We start from the raw sequence: 24029 nt of genomic DNA, 5'->3' as shown, positions 1-24029 counted from the left end.
CGCCGGAGCCGGAGCCGAGGCAGTAATTTTCGTTCCATGGAAATTGAATGTCACAATACGGATGTTAGCGGAAGACCGATTGGCCATGCGTGGCCCGTTCAGTCACAATTGGGGATGTTGAAGTTTCAATAAAAGGGTGCCGGTCCGGCGTATGCGGGACACTTCCCGCGCCCGGTTCGACGTAAGGAATCGTCATGGATGCACGGCTCGAGGCCATCAGGGACACCGTCTTGGCCAGGAACCCGGGAGAAGCGGAGTTCCACCAGGCGGTGGTCGAGGTGTTCGAAAGCTTGGGCCCTGTCCACGACCGGCACCCCGAATTCCTCGAAGCGGCCATCCTGGAACGGCTCTGCGAACCCGAACGGCAGATCATCTTCCGGGTCCCGTGGACCGATGACCAGGGCCGCGTGCAGATCAACCGCGGCTTCCGGGTGGAGTTCAACTCGGCCCTCGGCCCCTACAAAGGCGGCCTGCGCTTCCACCCGTCCGTGTACCTGGGCATCGTCAAATTCCTCGGCTTCGAACAGATATTCAAGAACGCCCTCACCGGCATGCCCATCGGCGGCGGCAAGGGCGGCTCGGACTTCGACCCCCGCGGCCGGAGCGACGCCGAGGTCATGCGGTTCTGCCAGTCGTTCATGACCGAGCTGTACCGCCACATCGGCGAATACACGGACGTGCCGGCCGGGGACATCGGCGTGGGCGGCCGCGAAATCGGCTACCTCTTCGGCCAGTACAAGCGCATCACCAACCGCTACGAATCCGGCGTCCTGACCGGCAAGGGCATCTCCTGGGGCGGGTCGCTGGTCCGGCCCGAGGCCACCGGCTTCGGCACGGTGATCTTCACCGAGGAGATGCTGAAGACCCGCGGCACGTCCTTCGACGGGCAGCGCGTGGTGGTTTCCGGTTCCGGGAACGTGGCCATCAATGCCGTCGCCAAGGCCCAGACGCTCGGCGCCACGGTGGTGGCCTGTTCCGACTCTTCCGGCTACGTCGTGGACGAGGCGGGAATCGACGTCGGGCTTCTCCGCCAGGTCAAGGAAACCGAACGCGGGCGCCTGAAGGACTACGCGCTGCGCCGTTCCGGCGTCTCCTACGTGGAGGCTGGCTCCGTGTGGGACGTCGACGCCACGGTGGCGCTGCCGTGCGCCACGCAGAACGAGCTCGACGGCGACGCCGCGGCGAGGCTGGTCCGCAACGGCCTGCTGGCCATCGGCGAAGGCGCCAACATGCCGTCCACCCGCGAAGCGGTGGCGGTGTTCCAGGAGGCCGGGGTGCTGTTCGGCCCGGGCAAGGCCGCCAACGCAGGCGGTGTGGCGACGTCGGCCCTTGAGATGCAGCAGAACGCGAGCCGCGACTCCTGGTCCTTCGAGCACACGGAGCAGCGGCTCACCGACATTATGGTGGGGATCCACCACCGCTGCGCCTCCACCGCCGACGAATACGGGGAGCCGGGCAACTATGTGCTCGGCGCCAACATCGGCGGCTTCGTCAAAGTGGCGGACGCGATGCTCGCGCAGGGCCTGATCTAGGTCCGATTCAGGCCTCAGCTAGGCGCCGCGGCGCCAGTCGCTGGGGGATTCGCCGTAGGCGTCCCGGAAGGTGCGGCTGAAATGCGCCGCGTCCAGGAACCCCCACCGTGCGGCGACGGCGCCCACGGACGTGCCGTGATGCAGCGGATCCCTCAGGTCGCGGCGGATGCGCTCCAGGCGCTGGCTCCGGATCCAGCTGGCAACCGTGGCGCCCGACTCGTGGAAGATGTTGTGCAGGTGGCGGGTGGAAATGAAGTGTGCGGCCGCAATGCTGGCCGGCGAAAGCTGCGGATCGGCGAGGTTGGCGTCGATGTATTCGCGCACGGACGTTGCCAGCAGCACCTGGGGCTTCATGCCGTCCCGGGCCATGTCCAGTTCCGAGTGCAGCATGGTTGAGACGAGGTCCAGGGCATTGGCGGCCAGCCGGGAACCGCTGGGACCGCTGAGGGCCTCAAGGTTCTCGGCCAGCTGGGCAATAAACGGACCCACGATGCCGGTCAGCCCGTGCCCGCCGGCCAGCCGGACCGCCGAAAGCTGGCCCACGTAGTCCGGGGGAAGGGATAGGGAGTCGTGCGGAAACATGACCACCATGACCCGGGCCTGCTCTTCGAACGCCAACGTGTAAGGACGGTTGGTGTCGTAAATGGCGAGGTCGCCGGGGCGCAGGACTGCCTCGCGGTTGTCCTGGATGAGGAGCCCGGTGCCTTCCAGCTGGAGATTGAGCTTGAAATAGCGCTGGCCGGGCCGGGCCACCAGGGCCGGCGTGCGGTGGACGCTGTGGCCCGAGGCGGAGACCTCCACGATGCACAGCCGGTCCAGGACCCTTGAGCGCATCCGGCCGCGGAAGGTGTCGGGATGATCTGTCTCCGCGGCCAGCGGCACGAAGGACTCCGCCACCAGGTGCCGCCAGTGGTCGAAGGAGGTGGCCACGCTGGAGGTGAGATCCTGGCCCGCCGGGCGGGCTGTAATTGCAGACATGGGTGTTCCTGACGCCGGATAGCCATCTGAATAGTGGTCCCCAATACTGTGTCCTACGACACAGTCATTTCAGGTTAGCGCTGTTGGCCGGCGTTGTCATCTTTTTTCGACGAACGTCGAAAAAAGAATTACGGACGCGTCTGCAGCAGGGTCAGGAATGCTTCCAGCTGATCATTCAGGCCCGGATCCGCCTGGCCGTCGGGGGCCAGGGCGGCGGCGATCTGCGCGCCCAGCAGCATGTTCAGCAGGTGGCCGGCAACTGCCGGGTCGTCGACGGCGGCATGCACGTCGCCCTGCGTCCTGGCCTCGGCCAGGTATCCCAGGATTGCGGCGTGCCACTGGTCCATGGACTCGCGGTGGATGGCAGCCTTTTCCGGATCGTTAATTGCCTTCTGCCAGAACGGGACCACGATCCGCGCTTCATTGACGCGCTCGGAGTCCAGCGGCAGCACCTCGACGCAAAAAGCCCTGAGCGCCGGAATCCCGGCCTTGCCTGCGGTCACTTCCCGGATGCGCTCATTGGTTCTGTTGAAGACGTGCCCGAAGGCAAATGTCAGCAGCGTGTCCTTGGTGGGGAAGTACGGCTTCAAGGCGCCGTTGGCAAAGCCGGCCTCCAGGGCGATCTCCCGCATGGTGGCACCTTCGATACCCAGCCGGGCGATGATCCGCCAGGTGGCATCCACCAGTTCCAGGCGCCGTTCATCATGGTCGACAATCTTTGGCACGGTGGTGCTCCCCCGGAAATTTTTTGCGGCTGGCTATTGTGAGCCATCTTACGGACGGTTATTCTCTACAACTATAGAAAATAAAAATTCCGACCCCAACACGGTCCCGGACAAAGGTCGAGCGCATGACACTTGCACCAACTGACACAGTCACCCCGTACCGCCTGGCAGCCGGTGCTGAAATCACCGAAGTCCAGGGCATTCTCCGCGCCGGGGGACTGCTGGACCCGGCGAAGCGGATCGCCTACCTCGGCCTGCTGGACCCCGCCCGGGGCAGCGCCGGGAATTCCGAGGACCGGCGCTTCCGCGTGTTCATCCACGATGTTTCCGGCGGCCGCCCCGTTGACGTAACGGTCTCCGTGACGCGCGGCGAGGTGATTTCCGCCGTCGAACTGGACACCGCCGTCGCCGGCGAACTTCCTGTACTGGAAGAGGAATTCGAAGTGGTCGAGGCCCTTCTGGCGTCCGACGAGCGGTGGCTCAAGGCGCTGGCCGACCGTGGACTCGACGTCGGCAAGGTCCGTGTTGCTCCGCTCTCGGCCGGTGTTTTTGAGTACCCGGAGGAAAAGGGCAGGCGCATCCTCCGCGGGCTGGCGTTCGTCCAGGACTTCCCCGAGGACAGCGCTTGGGCGCATCCCGTCGACGGCCTGGTGGCGTACGTCGACGTGGTCAGCAAGGAAGTCACGCAGGTCCTGGACACCGGGGTTGTCCCGATTCCGGCCGAGCACGGCAACTACACCGACCCCGAACTCACCGGCCCGCTCCGCACCACCCAGAAGCCGCTCCACATCACCCAGCCCGAGGGGCCCAGTTTCACCGTCACCGGCGGCAACCACGTGGAGTGGGAAAAGTGGAGCGTGGACGTCGGCTTCGACGTCCGCGAGGGCGTGGTGCTGCACAACCTGGCCTTCCAGGACGGCGACCGGAAGCGCCCCATCATCAACCGCGGCTCCATCGCCGAGATGGTGGTCCCGTACGGCGATCCGTCGCCGATCCGGTCCTGGCAGAACTACTTCGACACCGGCGAATACCTTGTGGGCCAGTATGCCAACTCGCTCGAACTGGGCTGCGACTGCCTCGGCGAGATCACCTACCTCAGCCCGGTGATCAGCGACGCGTTCGGCAACCCCCGCGAAATCCGCAACGGCATCTGCATGCATGAGGAGGACTGGGGCATCCTGGCCAAGCACAGCGACCTCTGGACGGGCATCAACTACACCCGCCGCAACCGCCGCCTGGTGATCTCCTTCTTCACCACCATCGGCAACTACGACTACGGCTTCTACTGGTACCTCTACCTCGACGGCACCATCGAATTCGAGGCCAAGGCCACCGGCGTCGTCTTCACCTCCGCCTACCCGGAGGGCGGTTCGGCCAACATCTCCCAGCTGGCACCCGGGCTCGGCGCTCCGTTCCACCAGCACCTCTTCAGCGCCCGCCTGGATATGGCGATCGACGGCTTCAGCAACCGGGTCGAGGAGGAGGATGTGGTCCGGCAGCCCATGGGCGAAGGCAACGAACGCGGCAACGCGTTCTCCCGGAAGAGGACCGTGCTGAGCCGGGAATCCGAAGCCGTCCGGGAAGCCGATGCCCGCAGCGGGAGGACCTGGATCATCTCCAACCCGGAGTCGCGCAACCGGCTGGGCGAACCCGTGGGCTACAAGCTGCATGCCCAGGGCCAGCCGACCCTTCTCGCGGATCCGGATTCCTCCATCGCGCGCCGGGCGGCGTTCGCCACCAAGGACCTGTGGGTCACCCGGTTTGCGGAGGACGAGCGGTACCCCACCGGCGACTTCGTGAACCAGCACTCCGGGGGAGCGGGGCTGCCGGCCTACATCGCCCAGGACCGCGAGATCGACGGCCAGGACATCGTGGTGTGGCACACTTTCGGGCTGACGCACTTCCCCCGGATCGAGGACTGGCCCATCATGCCGGTGGACACGGTGGGCTTCAAGCTGCGCCCGGAAGGGTTCTTTGACCGCAGCCCGGTGCTGGATGTTCCCGCCAACCCGAACACGGGGCCCGCCGCCGGCGGGCACTGCCACGGCTAGGCACCCAGCATGACTGTCCTGCGAGGATGGGGCCGCCCCGCCGGCCCCATCCTCCGCCCCCGCCCTGTCCTCCATATGCGCGCCATTGCCGCCGCGACCGTTGCGTCCTGCCTGGTGCACCTCTGGCTGGTCACGGGAAACCACCACGGAATATGGATGAACCTGCTGATGCTGGCCATGGTGGGCGTATGCCTGCCGTGCGCGGTCCACATCTGGCGCGACGGGCGGCCGGGTTCCCTCCGGCAGGTGATGGCCTGCGCGCTGGCGATGGCCGCCCTGCACGCTGTCCTGTTGCTGGGGGTGGGAGCCGGCAGCGGGTCGGCCGGCCACAACCACGGGGTCTCCGGTATCCCGGCAGCGGAAACCGCGGTTTCCGCTGCCGGTTCTGCCGCCGGCGGGATGCTCGCCATCATCGCCATGGAAATCACGACGGCGCTCCTCGCCGCGACGCTGCTGGCCAGGCTGCGCCGCCCGCTGGCAGGGGCTTAGCGCTCCGCCAACGCCGGCCATCAGGTAACTGTGCTCAACCACGGTGCCGGCACCGCCGTCGCCCGTTACTTTCTTGGCCTCTCCGAGGTTGACCCGCCAGGAGGCCCAGTGCTGCGGGTCCGTGGCGATGGCAAAAGGCCGCAGAGGACAAAGTCCCGGCGCGGCAGGGGACACGGCTGGTTGAGCCTGCCGGGATTGGGGTTCCGGGCAGGCTCAACCGCCTGTTCCTCAGCGGACCGAGTTGCCCAGTTCGCGCAGCGGGGTCTTGCTGGTTTCGCGGGCCCAGAAGGCGCCGGCGACGGCCAGCAGGGAGGACGCGGCCACGATCCAGGCGGCGGGGCCCCAGTTTGCCTTGTCCGCGCCGACGAGTGCAGTGCCGAGCAGCGGGGTGAAGCCGGCGCACAGGATGCCGACCTGCAGGCCGATGGCCATGCCGGAATAGCGGACCTTCACGTTGAACAGCTCCGAGAACCAGGCCGGGTAGATGGCGTTGGACATGGCGTAGGTGCCGGCCGTGATCAGGGTGCTGGTCAGGAAGATCATGGGCACGTTGCCGGTGGAGATCACGGAGAAGTACACGAAGATCATGGCACCTGAACCGAGGACGCCGGTGATGAAGACCGGGCGGCGGCCGTACTTGTCGGAGAACCAGGCCATCAGCGGCTGGGTTGCCATGGCGAGGACGTTGCCGGTGATGCTGACCCACAGCATGGTGGAGGCGGGAACGCCGACGGATACTGCGTAGGCCAGGCCAAAGGACTGCATAAAGGTGTTGGTGACGGTCTCGAAGGACATCAGGGCCACCTGGAAGAACTGCGCCGGATGCGTCTTGAACATCTTGGCGAAGGGGAGCTTCACCAGCTCGCCGTGATCATGCTTCTCCTCGAACACCTCGGGTTCCTCGAGCGAGCGGCGGACCAGGTACGCGACGATCAGCACGATCAACGAGAGCCAGAACGGGATGCGCCAGCCCCAGGCGAGGCGGTCGGCTTCACTCATGGCAGCCACGGGCAGGAACGCCAGGGAGGCCAGAACGATGCCGGCGGAGATGCCGCTCATCGCAAAGCTGGCGAAGAAGCCGCGGCGGCCTTCCGGGGCCTCCTCGGTGGACAGTGCCGAGGCACCGGCCGTTTCGGCTCCTGCGGAGAGGCCCTGCATGAGGCGCAGCAGCACCAGCAGGGCAGGGGCCCAGTAGCCGGCGGTGTTGAAGTCGGGCAGCACGCCGATGAGGAACGTGGCCGAACCCATCAGCACCAGCGTCAGCACCAGGGTGTTCTTGCGGCCGATCTTGTCGCCCAGGTGGCCGAAGACCACCGCTCCGAAGGGGCGTGCAACGTAGGCCACACCGAAGGTGGCGAAGGAAGCGATCAGGGCGACGGTGGGGTCGCCTGCCGGAAAGAAGATCTTGGAAAAGACCAGCGACGCAGCGGTGGCGTAAATGAAGAAGTCGTAGTACTCAAGGGCGCCGCCGAGGAACGCGGCGAGGGCTGCTTTCCTGGCCCGCTTGAGCTGGCGCTGATCGGCTCCGATGCTGGCGCCTGTAGCTGTGTTTGTCATGGTGCTGGCCCTTCCGCGCTGAAAGACGGTTATCGTGTGGTGGGTTGTGCGCATTCCGAACAGCTGTGCGGTATGCGATTATAGAAAGAGTAGCGCAGAGGTGAGGTGCCTCACAACACCCCGGCTGAGTCTCCCAAGCGAAAGGTGCCCCCATGGAAAACCACCCACCGGCCCACCGGCTGTTCCTCATCGGCTCGGAAGCCTCGGCCGCCATCTCGCCCGGGCTCTGGTGTCCGGTCCTCGAACAGCTTGGAATCAGCTGGACCTACGAGGCATGGGACGTCCCGGCCGGACAGGACATGTCCGGCGTCCGCGCCGCGATGCTGGAGGCCGACGTCGTGGCCGCAAACGTGACGATGCCCCACAAGCAGTGGGCCGCGGGCACAGCTGACACCGTCACCGAACAAGTGCGGATCAGCGGAGCCGCCAACCTGCTGGTCCGGCACGGCCGGCGGCTGAGTGCCCACAACACGGACATCACCGCCTTCGCCGAACTTTTGGACGGCCGGCACCAGCGCCACGCCCTGATGCTTGGGGCGGGCGGCGCCGCGCGCGCAGCACTGGTCGCCCTGGCGGGACTGGCGGACCGGGTCACGGTGACGGACAAGGATCCTCGTGCCTCGCAGCAGTTGCTGGAACTCGCCACCAGCCTGGGCATGAAGGCCGGTGCGGTGCCGTGGGACGAGGCGCGGGATTCAGCGCCGGGCGCGTCCCTGATCGTCAATGCGACGCCCCTCGGCAAGAGCTCAGCCGACGAACCGGCCTGGGGATCGGCGGAGCTTTCACCGGACGCCTTTGTCTATGACTTCGTCTACGCCGGACATACGACGGCCACCATCGCCGCCGCGAGGGCGCAGAGCCTGCCCTGCGCGGACGGCTGGGACCACCTGCGGGCGCAGGCGGAGGCCATGATCCCCATCCTTGGACTGAAGTCGGAGACCGGCGCCCTCCTGGGCCGGACACTGACTGTCATCCGGACGGAGAACTGACAGGAGCTGAAACCGGACTGCCCGGCGGATTCCGCCCTGCTTTATCCGGATATGATCGGAATTAGCCTGCGGCCGCGCGCCTGCAGATGCCGAGATCGAGCTTCAGGGAGGGCAAGCGATTCCATGGCGGAGCAACCCGAGTACTTCGTGAAGTCGGTGGAAAAGGCGTTTGACGTGCTGCGTTCCTTCGCCCCGGACGAGCCGCGCCTGACTGTTTCCCAGGTCGCCGCAAAGTCGGACATGACCAGGGCCTCCGCCCGGAGGTTCCTGCTGACGCTGACTGACCTGGGCTACCTTCGTGCCGACGGTCCGTACTTCGAACTGACGCCCCGTTCCTTGGACATCGGACAGTCCTTCCTGGCGAACCTTGCGCTCCCGAGAATCGCCGAGCGGCACCTCAAATCGCTGGCCGCGGAGCTTAATGAAACGACATCCCTGTGCATCCTCGACGGCACGGACGTCGTCTATGTCGCCTGCGTTCCGTCACCCCGGCTCCTGAGTGTCTCCATCAGCGTGGGCACCCGGTTTCCCGCCTGGGCAACCTCCATGGGCCGCGTCCTCCTGGGTGCCTTGTCCGACGCCGAGCTGAAGGCTTACTTCGACTCCGTCCAGCTCCAGCGGTTCACCGAACGCTCGATCGGAAGCCTCGACCAGCTCCAGGCCGAAGTGGACCAGGCCCGGACCAAGGGATGGTCCATGGTCTCGCAGGAACTGGAGGAAGGCCTCCGCGGCGTGGCCGTTCCGGTCTGGCGGGGCCACGAGGTGGTTGCCGCGGTCAATGTGTCCCTCCAGACGCACCGGGCGCCGGCGGAGGCCATCGAAAAAACGGTGGTCCCGCTGCTGCAGGACGCCGCGAGGCAGATTGGCCACGACTACGGCGGCCGCGCAGCCGCACCGCTCACTTCTGCACACCGGGGATGACATGATCACGCGCCACGGCGCGAACACGGACCCGTCAACGGTCTGACAACGGTCAGATCGCCGCGCGGCCGCCGGGCCGGGCAGCAATCCGTTTTGGTTCCTTCCGGTCGCGGCGGGCGTAGATGCGGGACCGCTCGCTGGACAGCGCCAGGATCAGCAGGATATCCAGGGTGAGGCCGGGGAGGTTGGTCTGCAGTGTGATTCCGGGACCTCCGTTGGCAACGTCAATAACCTGCAGTCCGATCGCTGCGGTGCTGACGGCCATGGTGAGCGTGCGCGCCCAGTTCCATCCCAGGAAGACGTACCAGGCCAGGAGCAGTTCCGCGAGGGCAAAGACGACCACCACGGCCAGCCCAAGGTAGAGCGCCAGCTGCGCCTGGTCCATGGTCAGGCCGGTCCCGGAGCCTCCGGCTCCGCCGCCGGGTTGCAGGAGCGGCTCCAGGTGGGCGGCGGGGAACAGCATGATGGATAGGGCCAGTGCCGCTGCGGCCAGCGCACGGCCGGCCACAAGGACCGCTCCGATGATGGTGGGGGCGGGGCGCCTGTTCCGGCTGTCGCTCGGGAGGCGTGGCACGGTATGTCCGGTCACCGCCGTCGCGCGCAGGTCAACGACCGGGAGGTCGCCGTCGGTGGCAATTTCATCGCCGCCGCCGTTGCGGCTGTGGTAGCCGGTGGAGAAGTCCAGGATCACCCGGACGCTGGCCGCCGGCTCGGCGTCCGAAATGGACGCGACGACATGGTCCCGCTCATCATCAGTGTGTTCGTCGATCTTGTGCGTGACCTGCAGGGTGAACAGCGAGAAGCCGACGCTGCGGTCATAGGTGCCGGCGGCCAGCCAGTCCGCAGCCACGCCGCCGGGGAGCAGCCAGCCGGGCGGACACCGCCAGAAGCGGACGTGGTGGCGCTTGCCGGGGTTGCCGTCCACCTCCTGCTGGTACGCGAAGTCCTGTTGCCGGCCGAACAGGAAGAGCGGGCTGACCGGGGCCTCGAGGTAGCTCCGGCGCAGCACGGTGGAGTTGACGATCCTCCAGCTGCTGGCCAGGGTCACGTCGTCGGCGACGGTCCAGCCGGCCCGGCGCATCACCTGGTGGAGCTGGGCTTCGGAGCCGAGCAGGGCAACATTCACGGGATCGCCGAGCAGCCCGTCGCTGGTGCGGGCGCGTCCGATGAAGTAATCGGGCACATAGAGGCGGGTCAGGATCGAGTGCAGCCTGGGCAGCACGAGGTAGGCGAGCATGGCCCAGAAGACGAACGTAAACCAGATCTGGCCCCAGCCCCACTGGAAGCTGAGCTCAAGGAGAAGATAGGTCAACCAGACGGCCGCGGCACCACCGACCAGGAAGAAGATCCGGTCCCAGGCGGTATCGAGTGCTGTGCGGGAAACGCCCGCGGCAGGCACGTTCACCGTAGCCCTGGTCATGCGCAAAATAATACTGGAGCTGGTGGGTGGTTCCGTGGGCGCAACGGCCCGGGCTGAGATGCATGGTGTTTCCCCCTGTGAAGCGTGGCGGTCAGTCCAGCGGAAGCGTGACCGTGATGCAGGTGCCCTGGCCGGGCGCGGTGTCTATGGTTGCGGTGCCGCCGGCTTCATGCACCGCGATGGACATCAGAAGCAGACCGAAACCCTGCGGCCGGCTCCCGCATCGTTCTGTGCGGTCGAAGCCGCTGCCGTTGTCGGCCACGGTCAGCCGGATGCCGTGATGCACCGCCGCGAGCCGGACGGTCAGTTCGGTGGCGCCAGCGTATTTGAAGGCGTTACTCAGCGCCTCCTGGGCGGCGTGGTAGAGCAGCCCGGCACTGCCGGCCGGTATTTCGATGCCGTGGTGCGGCGTCTCCCACCGCACGGTGGTCCCCTGTTCCCTGAGCGGGGCAGCGAGCCGGTCGATGCAGCCGGCGAGCCCGAGGCTGTGGAAATCCACCGGGGCCTGGTCGGTAATGACGCCGTGGATTGCGGCGACCTCGTTGACCGCTGGAGCCTTTTTCATGGCCAGTCCTGCTTCCTTGCAGCCTGTGATGCTTCCTTCTCACGGGTGCTGGGTTCCCGCCTGGATGTATGACTCAAGGGTGGTCCGGCGTAATCATGAATGACGCGACTTTGACGCAATTTTGGCTCAAGTTCCCGGGGATTCCCGGGGCCGACTCAAGAGATGCGCAAGATTTTATTCTGCGGCAATGACCTGTGACCCTCCCTGTGTAGGCTCATCACCAACCCCATAAGTCCAGATAGTGGAAATACCCATCCGTGGGGCTTCCGCCGCCGAATATGAGGGTGACCAACCGAAGGACTATGGGGGCATAGATGGAAGAACGCGGTATTGCCGTTGTTGTAGAGGATGACGACGACGTCAGGAATTCCCTTAGGGAAGTGCTGTTGCAATCAGGGTTCTCCGTTTACGCGACGTCCTCCGGGCTCGAAGGGGTTGAGGCTGTCCGGCGGCACAACCCCGTGGTGGTCACCATGGACCTGGGGCTTCCGGACTTCGACGGACTTGAGGCCTCCCGCCGTATCCGCACGTTCAGCGACGCCTACCTGGTCATCGTGACGGGACGGGTGGACGAGGCCGACGCCATCATGGGTTTCGAAGCAGGGGCGGATGACTTTCTGACCAAGCCCTTCCGTCCCCGCGAGCTTCGGGCCAGGATCGCAGCGATGCTTCGCCGCCCCAGGCAGGCTGCCGGGACCTCGGCCGGACCTGGCGGTGACCCAGGGCCAGTCGCCAAGGCGCCGGCGGCAGCGACGCGTCCGGCCGGAATGGCGTCGGCCGGGCTCCGGCAGGGCGCCCATGACGAGTCCGATCCCGCCGATTTCGAGCACAACGGGCTCACGCTGAACGAGGGAACCAGGACCGCGGAATTCGGGGGACTGCGGGTTGAACTGACCCGGACGCAGTTCGACCTCCTCCTGGTGCTCCTGGAGAACGGACGGCTGGTCCAGACCAAGGCCGACCTGGTCCGCCGCCTGCGGAACGAACCGTACGACACCGGTTCCTATGTCAGTACCGCCGAAGAGCGCGCCGTCGAGGTCCACATGGGGAACCTGCGGAAGCGGCTGGGCGACGACTCGCGCTCGCCGCGGTGGGTGGAAACCGTCAGGGGGATCGGCTACCGGCTCGCGCCGCAACTGGCCGCCGGCTGACCCCGTCCGCCTGGCAGTCCCGGACTGTAGTCCTGGACTGCGGCCCCGGACTATAGTCCCGGACTGTAGTCCCGGACTATGGCCGGGGACTCCTGGACATGGGATTCTTAAGCTTGGCGGAGGGAAGCACCGTGACTCCCAAGCAACTGGTTCTGGTAGTGGCTGCCACCGTGGGCGTCCTGGCCCTGGTGCTGATCTCGATCGACTGGGCGCCGGCGGCCCTGCAGGATCCCGCCCGGACGCTGGGAGTGCTCAACGCCCAGGGAGTCATCCGCTGGGGCGAGAACCCGGACAGGGCACCCTTCTCCGTCGTTGAACTCTCCATGTTCGTCGCCGTGGGGCTGGCTTTTGTCCTGGCCGGTGTGGCCGCGTGGCAGACCCGGCCCAACCGGAACCCCGGGCTGCTGCTGGTGGTCGCCGGGCTGCTGTGGCTGGCCGCCGGAGTGCGCCGCTCCAGCGACCCGGTCCTGTTCACCGCCGGTGTGGCGCTGACGCTCATGTACCAGCCGCCGCTGCTCCAGCTCGCGCTGAGCTTCCCCTCGGGCGTCCTGCGCTCGCGGGCGGAACGGGCGGCCGTCGTGTTCTTCTTTGCCGCCTGGGCGGCCATCGCGGTGGCGAGCTGGGCGTTTTTCGATCCGCGGCTGCACATCACGGCGGGGGAGTCCACCTCCCGCAACCTGTTCCTGCTGTGGGACAGCCCGCCGCTGACCAGCGCCATCGGGGACGCTGCCCGCATTGTCCAGGTAGGCATCGGCGTGGCGATTGTGGCCGTGCTGGTGTCCCGCTGGCGCTCCGGTTCGCCGGCGTACCGGGCGGCGTTCCTGCCGCTGTGGCTGGCAGTGATCATCAAGACCGCCTCCACCGTCTGGGTGTCCCTCGCTGTGGTGCAGCTGACCGGTTCCCTCTCCAACGAGGCACTGCTCTGGCAGTACCCGGCGACGGCGATCGTCCCGCTCGCTGTCCTGCTGGGGCTGTGGCGCTACCGGTTCGCCCGCGGCGCACTCAGCGAGCTGATGGTGGAGATCGGGATGGCACCGGTCAGCGACCGGCTCATCCGCGCCCTGCGCAGGTCCGTCCGGGACCCTACCCTCAGCCTGTGGCGGTGGTCGCCCGCGCTGTCCGGGTTCGTGGACGACGACGGCGTGCCCCGCGCGGTGCCGGAGGACGGATCCGGACGGGCGGCCATGGTGCTGGAGCGCAACGGCACGCCTGTAGGGGCGCTGGTTTTCGACGAAGCCCTCCGGGACCAGCCCCAGCTGATGGCCGCCGTGCGGAGCGCCACTTCCCTGGCCCTGGACAACCAGAACATGGAGCAGCAGCTGCGGGACCAGCTGGTGGAAGTCCGCCGCTCCCGGGAACGCATTGTCACGGCCGGGGACGCCCGGCGTCGTGAGCTCGAGCGGGACCTCCACGACGGCGCCCAGCAGCGTCTGGTTGCGGTGTCCATGGACCTTGCCAGGGCGAGGCGGGCTGCAAGCCCGGCGGAGATGAAGGAACTGGTGGATCAGGCGAGCGACGAACTCGCCCTCGCACTGGCGGAGCTTCGTGAGCTGGCCAGGGGCGTCTACCCGCCGTCGCTGCGGGAAAGGGGGCTGGGCGGCTCCCTCAGGGCGCTCGCCGAGCGCTCCGCGCTGCCCATCGAGCTGGACATCCACCTCCCGCAGAGGCCGCCGCCGCAGGTGGAACTCGCGGCGTATTTCATCTGCGCCGAGGCCGTGACGAATGCGGCCAAGCACGCCCGCGCCTCGAACCTGCAGATCGGCGTCCAGGGCTCCGACGCCGCACTCAGGCTCCACGTGACGGACGACGGGATCGGCGGGGCAACCCCCGGTTCCGACGGCGGGCTGGTGGGGCTGGCCGACCGGGCGGCAGCGCTGGGCGGCTCCCTGACGGTCACCAGCCCGGATGGCCGCGGAACAACGGTGGCGGCAACCTTGCCGTTCTCGGCCGACCCTACGGAGGACATGCCATGACACTGCGCGTCGCCATCGCGGACGACTCGGCGCTGCTCCGCCGCGGCCTGGCCGCGCTGCTCACATCCGAGGGGCTGGAGGTGGTCTGCGAGGCTGCGGACGCCCAGGAACTGCTGGGCTGCGTGGCAGCCCGGCAGCCGGATGTTGCCGTGGTGGACATCCGCATGCCGCCCAGCTTCACCACCGAAGGCATCCAGGCCGCCACGGCGATCCGGCGCGACCAGCCCGGAACGGGGGTCCTCCTGCTGTCCCAATACGTGGAGACGGATAACGCCATGCAGCTCCTGGGAAACGGTGCGAAAGGCCTGGGCTACCTCCTCAAGGAGCGGGTCTCGGACATCGACGACTTCATCGACGCCCTGCACCGGGTGGCGGCCGGCGGGACGGCCGTCGATCCTGAACTGGTGGCACGGATGGTGGCCCGGCCGCACAACGGCCACCAGCGGGAGGATGAGCTCAGCAGCCGGGAACGCGACGTCCTGGAGCTGATGGCGCAGGGGCGCACCAACCAGGCGATCGGGAAGACCCTGTTCCTGGGGGAGCGGACGGTGGAGGCGCACATCCGGAGCATTTTCCTGAAGCTGGGGTTGCGGCCCGAACCCGAGGACCACCGCCGGGTCCTCGCCGTGCTCACCTACCTGCGCCAGCAGTAGCAAACCGGCGGCCGTCCTGGAGGGACAGCCGCCGGTTGCTGGTCAGCCGGGACGCTGACGCGGCCGGGCGTGGAGCTAGTTGGACATGGACGTGGTGCCGCTGCTCTTCCAGCCCGTGAACGGCGACCAGACACCGCCGGCCCCCTCCTGGTGGCGGACCTTCTGGTACACCTCCTCATTGCCGATCTCCGTGTTGGTCAGGGTGCGGACGTTGTGGATGGTGACAATTCCGCTGTAGTAGCCGACGGAGCGGCTGAAGCTGGAGTTGCCGAGGTGGTCGTCGCCGTTGGGCCAGTCGTCACTTTCCCAGCGCTGCTGCTCGATGTAGACGGACCGGTTGTTGTAGCAGCGCACCTGGATCTGGTAGTCCACCAGCTTGGTGCCCGAGGAGTTGAAGCCTGCAAAGACGGGCTTCAGCGGCGTGACGGTGCAGGCGTAGTTGGTGGTGGCGGCCTGGGCGGGTGCGGCCAGGGCGACGCCGCCCGCAGCAAGTCCCAGCGTCATTGCTGAGACGAGTGCGACCTTGGCGCGGGACGGGCGGGACTTCGTTGTTCCGGCGGTCTTGGACATTTTTTGCTCCTGTTGCGGTGATGGTGGTTTCGGCCAGGAATCCTTTCCTGATGCCGTGATTCCATGGTGCGGCGGGGGCACTGTCCCTGACTTCCGTGCTAGCACTGTTTGTCCGGCACTGTTTGTCCGGCCGGAAGAATTATCAGCTTGCTTATTATTTCCGGGGTTCCTAGTGTTAAACCCGTAAAGCAACCGGTACAAGGAGGACATATGTCAGCGCACAACATTGCAGGCAAAAAGGTAGCGTTCCTGCTGACCGACGGCGTGGAGCAGGTGGAGCTGACCAGCCCCTGGAACGCCGTGAAGGAAGCCGGCGGCGAGCCCACCCTGGTGGCGCCCAAGGCCGGAAAGCTGCAGGGCTACGACGGCACTGAAAAAGGCGAGACGTTCGACGTCGACATCACGGTGGCCGAGGCCAACGCCGCTGATTTCCATGCGCTGGTGATCCCCGGCGGAGTGGTCAACGCGGACCACCTTCGCGTGGACAAGGACGCCCAGGCCTTCGCCCGCAGCTTCTTTGAGCAGCATAAGCCGGTGGCCTCCATCTGCCACGGCCCCTGGCTGCTGATCGACGCCGGTGTGGTCAGCGGCCGCAAGCTGACCTCGTACCACACGCTCCAGACCGACCTGAAGAACGCCGGCGCCACCTGGAGCGATGAGGAGGTTGTGGTGGACCAGGGCTTCGTCACCAGCAGGCACCCCGGCGACCTCAAGGCCTTCAATGACAAACTGCTCGAAGAGATCGAAGAAGGCGAGCACGCCGGCCAGACCGCCTGACCGGCACAACGCACTACGCCCGAAGGCGCAAAAGAGGAGGGGTCCGACGGCGGCAATTGCCGCCGTCGGGCCCCTCCTCTGTGTCCAAGTGCCCTGCGTCCACGTCCGGTTTAGTCGCTGGAGCTGGGCTCCGTGGTGAGTCCGCGGTCGTCCGCGGTTTCGCTGTTCTGTTCCTCGGCCGGTCCCGGAGGGTTGGTGCCGCCTGCCCCTGCGGGGCCTCTGTCGGCGGGGCCGGATGCGGCGTGGCGGCCGGAGGGCCGGCCCTCCGGCTTTTCCCTCGGCACCGGACTCGTTTCGTCCTCGACGCCGTCGCTCACGATGTCTTCGGGCTCGTTGTGTTCCGTGCTCATGCACTGCTCCTGATCTCGAGGTAGGGTTCCACGCTACAGCCGGGGTGCCGGTGCGCCTAGGCGCCGGCTCGCGGCGTGTCCTTATGCCAGGGCGCCCCATTGCCGCAGTTCGCGGGTTTCGCCGTACGGGACGTCGCGGCTGACGGCCACGGTGTAGGTGGAGAAGCCGGTCTGGGTGACCAGCACGCCGTGGCGGCGTTCCTGCATGGCGTGCCGGAGGGCGATGTCCACGGCGCTGTTGAGGTCGTTTTCGATCGTTGCGGGGTCGTGGGCGATGATCTCGAGGAGGATGTCGGAGTGGTGCTTGATCATGGGGTGCTCTCTTTTCGCGATGACGGATGGTGGGCGTCTGAGGGTGGATTTTGTGCGGGCTGTTTCCGGGACGGAAATTAGGTAGGGCAAAAGAAGTGCCGGTAGAGGCTGGGGATGATTCGAGGGGGCCCGGCATTCTGCGATGGGGCGGGGGCCGGTGCCAAGCATCCGGCAGAGGGACCGGGAACGGTGTGCCGTTCCTGCGGATCCACCCTTAGTGTGGCGGACCGCCGGCCCGCAAGGCAATCATTTCGGTGGAATTTTCTGTGTGCCCTGCGTCACACGCCCGTCGGCAACGCACGCGCCGTTGACCGCCTAGGGCGCCGAGCGTATGCTGACGCTCACCTTCCGGGGCCCTCGCTCGGCGGGGGCCCGGGTCTCCTTCTAGAACGCATGCGGCCGCCGGGTGCCGAGGCTGTTTCCGGCGGGCGCCAGGGGGCACAAACCCATGTCTGAAATCACCATCAACGGCATCACCATTGATCCGATCACACAAAACCGGGCCCTGCGGGACGCCGGGCTGGTTGCCGAGGACGCCTCGGAGTCGGACCACATCCTCATCCAGACCGCGGAGCCGCTGACAGCGGAACAACGTGCGGAACTCGCCGGCATCGACGTCGAGATGCAGGAGTACGTCTCGGACAACACCTACCTGGCGGCGTTCCCGCCGGCAGACCTGGACAGGGTGCGCGCCCTGCCCTTCGTGAGCTGGGCGGACGTGTACTCCCGTGTCTTCAAGATCCCGCCGCCGCTGCTGCCGCGCGGCGCGGACACAGGCAACGTGCGCTCGCTGGCGGACCACGAACCGCATCCGGACCGCCGGCTGGAAAGGGTGGACCTGCTCCTGCACCCGGGCATCGGGGCCGGCCCGGAGCTGATCGCCCGGGTGGCCGTGGCCGCGCGGGTGGAGCCCGATGCCGTGGCGGTGACCCCGGGCAAGCTTCGCATCACCACCTCGGTGGGCCAGCTCCCGGAACTGGCCGCAATCGATGAGATCCGCGAGATCCATCCGGTGCGCGAGCGCCAGCTCTTCAACAACGTGGCGCGGGAGATCCTGAACGCCAACGTGCAGCTCAACGGGACAACATACCGCGGCGACGGCGAAGTGGTGGCCGTAGCGGACACTGGATTCGACACCGGCGACGCCGGCAACCCGCACCCGGCATTCACCGGACGGGTCCAGACGCTCTACGCGCTGGGCCGCACGGCGCCCGACAAAGCAGACGACCCGCACGGCCACGGGACGCACGTGGCCGGCTCCGTGCTGGGCCGGGGAAACTCGGCCACCATGGGCGGAGCGATTGAGGGCACCGCGCCGGAGGCCCTGCTGATCCTGCAGAGCCTCCTCGACTCCAACGGCGGCCTGGGCGGCATTCCGGTCAACCTCAACGACCTCTTCCAAAAGACGTACGACGACGGCGCCCGCGTCCACACGAACTCCTGGGGCGTGCCCGGACTCAACCTTCCGTACGACGCGAGCTCCCGGGAGATCGACGAATTCGTGTGGAACCACCCGGACCAGGTGATCTGCTTTGCGGCGGGGAATGACGGCGTGGACGGCAACAGCGACGGCACGGTGGACTCGAACTCCATCGGATCCCAGTCCGCGGCGAAGAACTGCATCACCGTGGGTGCCAGCGAAAGCCTCCGCAAGGAATTCGCGCCGTCCTACGGCACCTACTGGCCCGGCGACTTCCCCTCGAATCCCGTCAAGAAGGACAAGCAGGCCAACAACCCGGACGGGATGGTGGCCTTCTCCAGCCGCGGTCCCACCAAGGAAGGCCGCATCAAGCCCGACGTCGTGGCGCCGGGAACCAGCATCCTGTCCACGCTGTCGCGGAACGCCCCGATGGGCAACACCTTCGGCACCTCCACCGACCCGCTGTTCTTCTTTGACTCCGGCACCTCCATGGCAACGCCGCTGGTGGCCGGCTGCGCCGCGGTGCTGCGCGAGACCCTGGTAAAGAACGGGTTCAACGCGCCAAGTGCGGCCCTGGTCAAAGCCCTCCTGGTCAACGGCGCGGACGTCCTGCCGGGACAGTACAACCCCACCGAGGCCGGGGAATCGCCGAACGGCAACTCCGGCTGGGGCCGGGTCAACCTGGCCCGCTCCGTGGTCCTTCCCGGGCAGCCCGGCAACGCCGGACTGGGCGAAGGCGGACCGCTGGAGCAGGGGCAGGAGGACACCTTCACCATCGATATCCCCGAGGAAATCCCCAAGGTTGCCGCCAAGGGGAGGCGGAACCGGGGTCCGGCCGCGGAACCGGCCCTGACCGCAGCCGGGGTGACGCTGAAGATCACGCTCGTGTGGTCCGATCCGCCCGGCGCCCAGCTGCAGAACGACCTCGACCTCATTGTGCTGGCGGCGGACGGCAGCGAGCGGCACGGAAACTCAGGAACCACGGCCGGCTTCGACCGCCGGAACAATGTGGAACAGGTCCTCTGGACGGGCATGCCGCCGGGCCAGGCCAGGATCGTGGTCCGGGCCTTCCGGATCACGCAGTTCCCGCAGCCCTACGCCTACGTGTGGCGGCTGTCCTAACGTGCCGGGCCTCCGCGTGCCGGACTCCCACGTCCAGGGGCAGCTGCCCGGGCAAATGTCGATGGCGCATGCCGCCCAGCTGCCGGTGGAACAGGTCCTTGACCAGCTGGGGTCCGGCAGCACGGGGCTGGACAGCGGGGAAGCCGCCAAACGGCTGGCCGAGCTCGGCCCCAACGCCGTGCGGACGCATCAGGCCAGCGGGTGGTCCGTGCTGGGCCGGCAGCTGGGCAGCCCCATCCTGATACTTCTCGCCATCACGGCCGGGCTGTCGCTCTTCCTGGGGGATGCCACGAACTCCATCGTGATCGGCGTGATCCTGCTGGTCAGCGTGGGTCTTGGCTTTACCAACGAGTTCCGGGCCGAACGGGCCGCCGAGGCGCTGCACTCCCGCGTCACCCACCTGGCCGCGGTTCTCCGGGACGGGACACTGGACGAAGTCGGCGTTACCGCCCTGGTGCCCGGCGACGTCGTGCATCTGGCCATCGGCGCGATCGTCCCGGCCGACATCAGGCTGCTGACGGCGAAGGACCTGCTCTGCGATGAAAGCATCCTGACCGGTGAATCGTTGCCGGTCAGCAAAGACCCCGCGCCGGTCCGCGGTACCGCTGCGCTCGCGGACCTGACGTCCTGCCTGTTCATGGGCACGGTGGTCCAATCGGGGAGCTGCACCGGCGTGGTGGTGGCAACGGGAGGGCGTGCCGAGTTTGGCCGGATCGCCCTGGGACTCGGGGAGCGGCAGCCACAGACCGAGTTCCAGCTCGGCCTCAAGCGCTTCTCCTTCCTGCTCCTGCAGGTGGCCATCGTCCTCACCACGCTGATCTTCATCGCCAACCTCCTGCTGCAGCGGCCGGTCATTGAATCCCTGCTGTTCTCGCTGGCCATCGCCGTCGGAATCACGCCGCAGCTGTTGCCGGCCGTGGTGAGCACCAGCCTGGCCACGGGCACCCGCCAGCTGGCCAAGCGCAAAGTGCTGGTCAAGCGGCTGGTGTGCATCGAGGACCTCGGGGACATGGACGTGCTGGTCACCGACAAGACCGGCACCCTCACCGAAGGCAGGATCAGCTTCACCGCAGCGTTGCCCGCCAGGGACGGAGTGTCCCCGGCCGATTTGTTTACGCTGGGGCTTCTCGCCACGGAGGCGGAGTACGCGGAAGCGAAGGTCTCCACGGTGGGACTGAACCCGCTGGACGCGGCGCTCTGGGCCTCCGCCGACGCGGCCGGGTTCCAGCCGGACCGCTACGAACGGCTCGACGTCATTGATTTCGACCACCTGCGGCGCCGGACCAGCGTGCTGGTCAGCGAGGAAGGCGGAGCGGCCCGGCTGGTCACCAAGGGCTCGCCGGAAGATGTCCTGGCGCTCTGCGTGGACACCCCGGCCGGCGTGCAGGCGATGCTGGATGAACAGTTCAACGCGGGATCCCGCGTGGTGGCCGTCGCCAGCCGGCCGGCCGAAGGAATGACGGCGATTCAAGCCTCCGACGAGAAAGACCTGGTCCTGGAAGGGCTGCTGGTCTTCCTGGACCGGCCCAAGGCCAACGCCCGCGCTTCACTGGACCAGCTCGAGACGCTCGGCATCACGGTCAAGATCGCCACCGGGGACAACGCCAAGGTCGCCGAGAAGGTCTGTGACGAGCTCGGCGTGCTCTCCGGCGGGACACTCACCGGTGCCGAGGTGGAAGCCCTCTCCGATGCCGAACTGGCCGCGGCGGCCCGCGAGGCGAGCATCTTCGCCCGTGTCTCGCCCGAGCAGAAGGCACGGATCATCCGCCTGCTGCGCCAAAGCGGCGGGTCGGTCGGGTTCATGGGCGACGGCGTCAATGACGCACTGGCCTTGCACGCGGCGGACATCGGGATCTCCGTAGACAGCGCCACCGATGTGGCAAAGGACGCTGCCGACGTCGTGCTGCTGGACAAGGACCTGGGCGTCCTGGCGGAGGGGGTGATGGAAGGGCGGCGGATCTTCGCCAACACCATCAAGTACGTGCTGATGGGAACCTCGAGCAACTTCGGCAACATGTTCAGTGCCGCCACGGCGTCCGTCGTCCTCAGTTTCCTGCCGATGCTGCCCGGGCAGATCCTGCTGAACAACCTGCTCTACGACACCGGCCAGCTCGCCATCCCGGGGGACCGCGTGGACAAGGAACAGCTGCTGGCCCCATCGCACTGGAACATCGGATTCATCCGGCGTTTTATGTTCCTTTTCGGCCCCATCAGCTCCCTCTTCGACTTCGCCACCTTCGCCCTGATGCTGTTCGCGTTCCATGCGGTGCCGGGGGAATTCCGGGCCGGCTGGTTCATCGAGTCGATCGCCACGCAAACGCTCATCATCTTTGCCATCCGCACCCGGCGGGTTCCCTTCCCGCGGAGCCGGCCTTCGGCGGGCCTGCTGGGCGCATCCCTGGGGGTGGTGGCGCTGGGCGTCTTCCTTCCGCTGTCCCCGCTGGCCGGTGTTCTGGGGTTCGATCCGCTGCCCACGCCCTTCTTCCTGGCGCTGCTGGGGATGACGGTGGTGTATCTGGTGATGGTTGAATTCGCCAAGCGATGGTTCTTTGCCCGCACAGCCCAACAGCCTCCGGTCCGGCCGGCCGTCATCCCGCGCAGGCAGCCAACGCACCACATTTCGCGCCGCGCGGCCCGCTTCAGCACCCCGGTTGCGCGCCCGCTGCGCGGACAGTTGGTCCGCGGCGGCCGGAAGCGGAAAACCAGGAGCACCCGCGCCCGCTGACCTGGCGCCTGGCCCGGCGGGAAAGCATGGATTCAGCAGCGCAACCGGCGTACCCTGCAGCTGTTAGCATCTGGTGATTTTGGCCTGGATCCGAGGCACATCATGAGCGTTGAACCGCATGCACCGGAGTCCGCGGGAAGCGTCCGCTCCCGGGTAGCCGCTCACCCTGTTGCCGCTTTCCTGATCCTCGCCATCCCGCTGGCCTGGCTGGCGCAGTGCCTGGCCATCATCCTGCTGCAGGACATCACTCCCGGGCTCCTGGTGGAACTGTTGATCCTGCTGGGGGCCGCGGTTTTCGTGACGGCGGCGTCGGAAGGCCGCGCCGGCGTCCGCCGACTCTTCAGCGGAGTGGTCCGCTGGCGCGTGGCTGCCGGCTGGTACGTCATCGCGTTGCTGGCGCTGCCCGTCCTGACGCTGCTGACCGCCGTCGTGACCGGAACTCTCCGCGAGCCGGGGAGCGGCTGGGCAACAACCGCGGGGCTGTATCTGCTGAAGGCAGTGGTCATCGGTGCCCTGCTGGGCAACGTCTGGGAGGAACTGGCCTGGGCGGGAGTGGTCCAGCGGCGGCTGATGGACCGGAAGGGCGTGCTCACAGGCTCCCTGCTGACGGCCATTCCATTCGCGCTGATCCATCTGCCCCAGGCGTTCGCGCAGCGCGGGTTCACAGCCACCCCCTTGGCGGACGTTGCCCTCTCGTGGGGAGTCCTCTTCGGTTTCGCCCTGGTGGCGCGCTACCTACTGGGTATGGTCTATGTGGGGACCGGCGGGAGCATCCTGGTCCTCGGGCTCCTGCACGGGTCCATGAACGCGTCCCAGGGCATGGACGCGGTGGACTGGTGGCAGTTCATCCCGGCGGTGGTGGTGCTGACCGCGGCGGTCGCGGCCTACCTCGCCGCCAGGTCCCGGACCACCGGCCAGGGCAGCAGCGGACATGCCCTGCGCCGGCGGCGTATCCGGCCCTACCGGGCAGCAAACCCGTAACGGTCAGCTGGCAGAAGGGAGTTACGGACATGGGGGACACAAAGAACGACGGCGGGCTCCGCCGGCCTGAGCTGCGGCTGTCCGCCACGCTGTTCTTCGCCGGCGTCCTCGTCTCGCTGCTGGCAGGACTCCGGCATCCGGACGCGGCCAGCGCCAACGACCACACCGCGACGTTCGCTGAGTATGCCGCCAGTGACGCCTGGATCGCCGTCCACCTCGGGCAGTTCCTTGGCATGGCGCTGCTGATCTGCGGACTGCTGGTGCTGGCCTTCGCCCTCAACGTCCGTCACGGAGCGGCGGCCTGGGGTGTCCGGGTGGGTGCTGCGGCAGCCATTACGGCGCTCGCCCTCTACGGCGTCCTGCAGGGCGTGGACGGCGTGGCGCTTAAACATGCCGTCGATGCCTGGGCGGGCGCCGCCGAGGGGGAGAAAGCCCTCCGCTTCGCCGCCGCGGAGGACATCCGGTGGCTTGAGTGGGGAGTCAGAAGCTACCAGAGCTTCATGCTGGGTTCAGCGCTCATCCTGTTCGGCGTTGCCATCGCCGCCACGCGCAGGGTTTCCCGGTTCATCGGCTACCTGATGGTGCTTTCCGGAGCGGCCTACCTGGTGCAGGGCTGGATCATTGGCGCCGAGGGTTTCTCCGCATCCAATTCCCTGCCCACCTTGTCCGGCATTGTGCTGGTCGTCGGGTGGACCGGCTGGCTCCTCGTCGCGGCATGGCGGGGGAAAGGGCGTGGGAAGGCCGGCGCCCAGGCTTCCGCTGGCTAGT

Annotated in this window: 21 protein-coding genes; 13 read left to right on the top strand and 8 right to left on the bottom strand. The window is 67.2% G+C overall.

Annotation, left to right across the window (positions count from 1 at the left end; all coding sequences use genetic code 11):
• Positions 1-194: 194 nt before the first annotated feature.
• Positions 195-1532 (top strand): NADP-specific glutamate dehydrogenase, encoded by a 1338-nt coding sequence (gdhA, locus tag AC1MDG_RS17975; RefSeq protein ID WP_479805695.1) that lies wholly within the window; start codon positions 195-197, stop codon positions 1530-1532.
• Positions 1533-1550: 18 nt separating this feature from the next.
• Here the strand turns inward: gdhA and AC1MDG_RS17970 are convergent, their stop codons facing one another.
• Positions 1551-2510: an AraC-like ligand-binding domain-containing protein gene (locus tag AC1MDG_RS17970; RefSeq protein ID WP_479805693.1), complete on the bottom strand. Its 960-nt coding sequence runs from the start codon at positions 2508-2510 to the stop codon at positions 1551-1553.
• 128 nt (positions 2511-2638) lie between these two features.
• Positions 2639-3235, bottom strand: coding sequence for a TetR/AcrR family transcriptional regulator (locus tag AC1MDG_RS17965; RefSeq protein ID WP_479805691.1), 597 nt, complete (start codon positions 3233-3235; stop codon positions 2639-2641).
• 125 nt (positions 3236-3360) lie between these two features.
• On the opposite strand from AC1MDG_RS17965, the gene AC1MDG_RS17960 reads away from it, so the two are divergent.
• Positions 3361-5286: a primary-amine oxidase gene (locus AC1MDG_RS17960; RefSeq protein WP_479805689.1), complete on the top strand. Its 1926-nt coding sequence runs from the start codon at positions 3361-3363 to the stop codon at positions 5284-5286.
• Between the two features lie 9 nt (positions 5287-5295).
• Positions 5296-5775: a hypothetical protein gene (locus AC1MDG_RS17955; protein ID WP_479805687.1), complete on the top strand. Its 480-nt coding sequence runs from the start codon at positions 5296-5298 to the stop codon at positions 5773-5775.
• Between the two features lie 228 nt (positions 5776-6003).
• Here the strand turns inward: AC1MDG_RS17955 and AC1MDG_RS17950 are convergent, their stop codons facing one another.
• Positions 6004-7332, bottom strand: coding sequence for an MFS transporter (locus AC1MDG_RS17950; RefSeq protein ID WP_479805685.1), 1329 nt, complete (start codon positions 7330-7332; stop codon positions 6004-6006).
• Between the two features lie 152 nt (positions 7333-7484).
• Between AC1MDG_RS17950 and AC1MDG_RS17945 the strand changes: the two genes are divergently transcribed.
• Both AC1MDG_RS17945 and AC1MDG_RS17940 read left to right on the top strand, forming a co-directional pair.
• Positions 7485-8321: a shikimate dehydrogenase family protein gene (locus tag AC1MDG_RS17945; protein ID WP_479805683.1), complete on the top strand. Its 837-nt coding sequence runs from the start codon at positions 7485-7487 to the stop codon at positions 8319-8321.
• 123 nt (positions 8322-8444) lie between these two features.
• Positions 8445-9242 (top strand): IclR family transcriptional regulator domain-containing protein, encoded by a 798-nt coding sequence (locus tag AC1MDG_RS17940; RefSeq protein WP_043484133.1) that lies wholly within the window; start codon positions 8445-8447, stop codon positions 9240-9242.
• Positions 9243-9294: 52 nt separating this feature from the next.
• On the opposite strand, the gene AC1MDG_RS17935 is transcribed toward AC1MDG_RS17940, so the two are convergent.
• Both AC1MDG_RS17935 and AC1MDG_RS17930 read right to left on the bottom strand, forming a co-directional pair.
• Complete coding sequence (locus AC1MDG_RS17935) at positions 9295-10662, bottom strand: LssY C-terminal domain-containing protein (RefSeq protein ID WP_479805681.1); 1368 nt, start codon at positions 10660-10662, stop codon at positions 9295-9297.
• Positions 10663-10753: 91 nt separating this feature from the next.
• On the bottom strand, positions 10754-11227 hold the full coding sequence (locus AC1MDG_RS17930) for a sensor histidine kinase (protein WP_479805679.1): 474 nt from the start codon (positions 11225-11227) through the stop codon (positions 10754-10756).
• A gap of 314 nt (positions 11228-11541) precedes the next feature.
• On the opposite strand from AC1MDG_RS17930, the gene AC1MDG_RS17925 reads away from it, so the two are divergent.
• The 3 genes from AC1MDG_RS17925 (at position 11542) to AC1MDG_RS17915 (ending at position 15004) form a co-directional block, all read left to right on the top strand.
• Complete coding sequence (locus AC1MDG_RS17925) at positions 11542-12378, top strand: response regulator transcription factor (protein ID WP_479805677.1); 837 nt, start codon at positions 11542-11544, stop codon at positions 12376-12378.
• Between the two features lie 131 nt (positions 12379-12509).
• Entirely contained in the window at positions 12510-14351 is a 1842-nt protein-coding gene (locus tag AC1MDG_RS17920) for a sensor histidine kinase (RefSeq protein WP_479805675.1), read from the top strand.
• On the top strand, positions 14348-15004 hold the full coding sequence (locus tag AC1MDG_RS17915) for a response regulator transcription factor (RefSeq protein WP_479805673.1): 657 nt from the start codon (positions 14348-14350) through the stop codon (positions 15002-15004). Before AC1MDG_RS17920 ends, AC1MDG_RS17915 begins: the two co-directional genes overlap by 4 nt.
• A 75-nt stretch (positions 15005-15079) precedes the next feature.
• On the opposite strand, the gene AC1MDG_RS17910 is transcribed toward AC1MDG_RS17915, so the two are convergent.
• A complete protein-coding gene (locus tag AC1MDG_RS17910) occupies positions 15080-15574 on the bottom strand; it encodes a hypothetical protein (protein ID WP_479805671.1) in 495 nt (164 codons plus the stop codon).
• A gap of 210 nt (positions 15575-15784) precedes the next feature.
• Here AC1MDG_RS17910 and AC1MDG_RS17905 point away from each other — a divergent pair, with 210 nt between their 5' ends.
• Positions 15785-16351 carry a type 1 glutamine amidotransferase domain-containing protein gene (locus AC1MDG_RS17905; protein WP_479805669.1) on the top strand — a complete coding sequence of 189 codons (567 nt, stop codon included), beginning with the start codon at positions 15785-15787 and terminating at the stop codon, positions 16349-16351.
• Positions 16352-16461: 110 nt separating this feature from the next.
• On the opposite strand, the gene AC1MDG_RS17900 is transcribed toward AC1MDG_RS17905, so the two are convergent.
• Positions 16462-16701, bottom strand: coding sequence for a hypothetical protein (locus AC1MDG_RS17900; RefSeq protein WP_479805668.1), 240 nt, complete (start codon positions 16699-16701; stop codon positions 16462-16464).
• Between the two features lie 81 nt (positions 16702-16782).
• Complete coding sequence (locus tag AC1MDG_RS17895) at positions 16783-17013, bottom strand: hypothetical protein (protein ID WP_043484112.1); 231 nt, start codon at positions 17011-17013, stop codon at positions 16783-16785.
• Between the two features lie 448 nt (positions 17014-17461).
• Between AC1MDG_RS17895 and AC1MDG_RS17890 the strand changes: the two genes are divergently transcribed.
• The 4 genes from AC1MDG_RS17890 (at position 17462) to AC1MDG_RS17875 (ending at position 24028) form a co-directional block, all read left to right on the top strand.
• Positions 17462-19555, top strand: a complete 2094-nt coding sequence (locus AC1MDG_RS17890) for a S8 family serine peptidase (protein WP_479805666.1) — start codon at positions 17462-17464, stop codon at positions 19553-19555.
• A 16-nt stretch (positions 19556-19571) separates the two neighbouring features.
• The gene (gene mgtA / locus AC1MDG_RS17885) at positions 19572-22280 is read left to right on the top strand and encodes a magnesium-translocating P-type ATPase (RefSeq protein WP_479805664.1); all 2709 of its coding nucleotides are present in this window, start codon (positions 19572-19574) and stop codon (positions 22278-22280) included.
• Positions 22281-22382: 102 nt separating this feature from the next.
• Positions 22383-23261 carry a CPBP family intramembrane glutamic endopeptidase gene (locus AC1MDG_RS17880; RefSeq protein WP_479805662.1) on the top strand — a complete coding sequence of 293 codons (879 nt, stop codon included), beginning with the start codon at positions 22383-22385 and terminating at the stop codon, positions 23259-23261.
• Between the two features lie 29 nt (positions 23262-23290).
• Positions 23291-24028 carry a DUF4386 family protein gene (locus AC1MDG_RS17875; RefSeq protein WP_479805660.1) on the top strand — a complete coding sequence of 246 codons (738 nt, stop codon included), beginning with the start codon at positions 23291-23293 and terminating at the stop codon, positions 24026-24028.
• Position 24029: the final 1 nt, after the last annotated feature.

Source organism: Arthrobacter sp. AIWTK1 (genome assembly GCF_056680535.1).
This window is presented reverse-complemented; position numbering and strand designations above follow the sequence as displayed.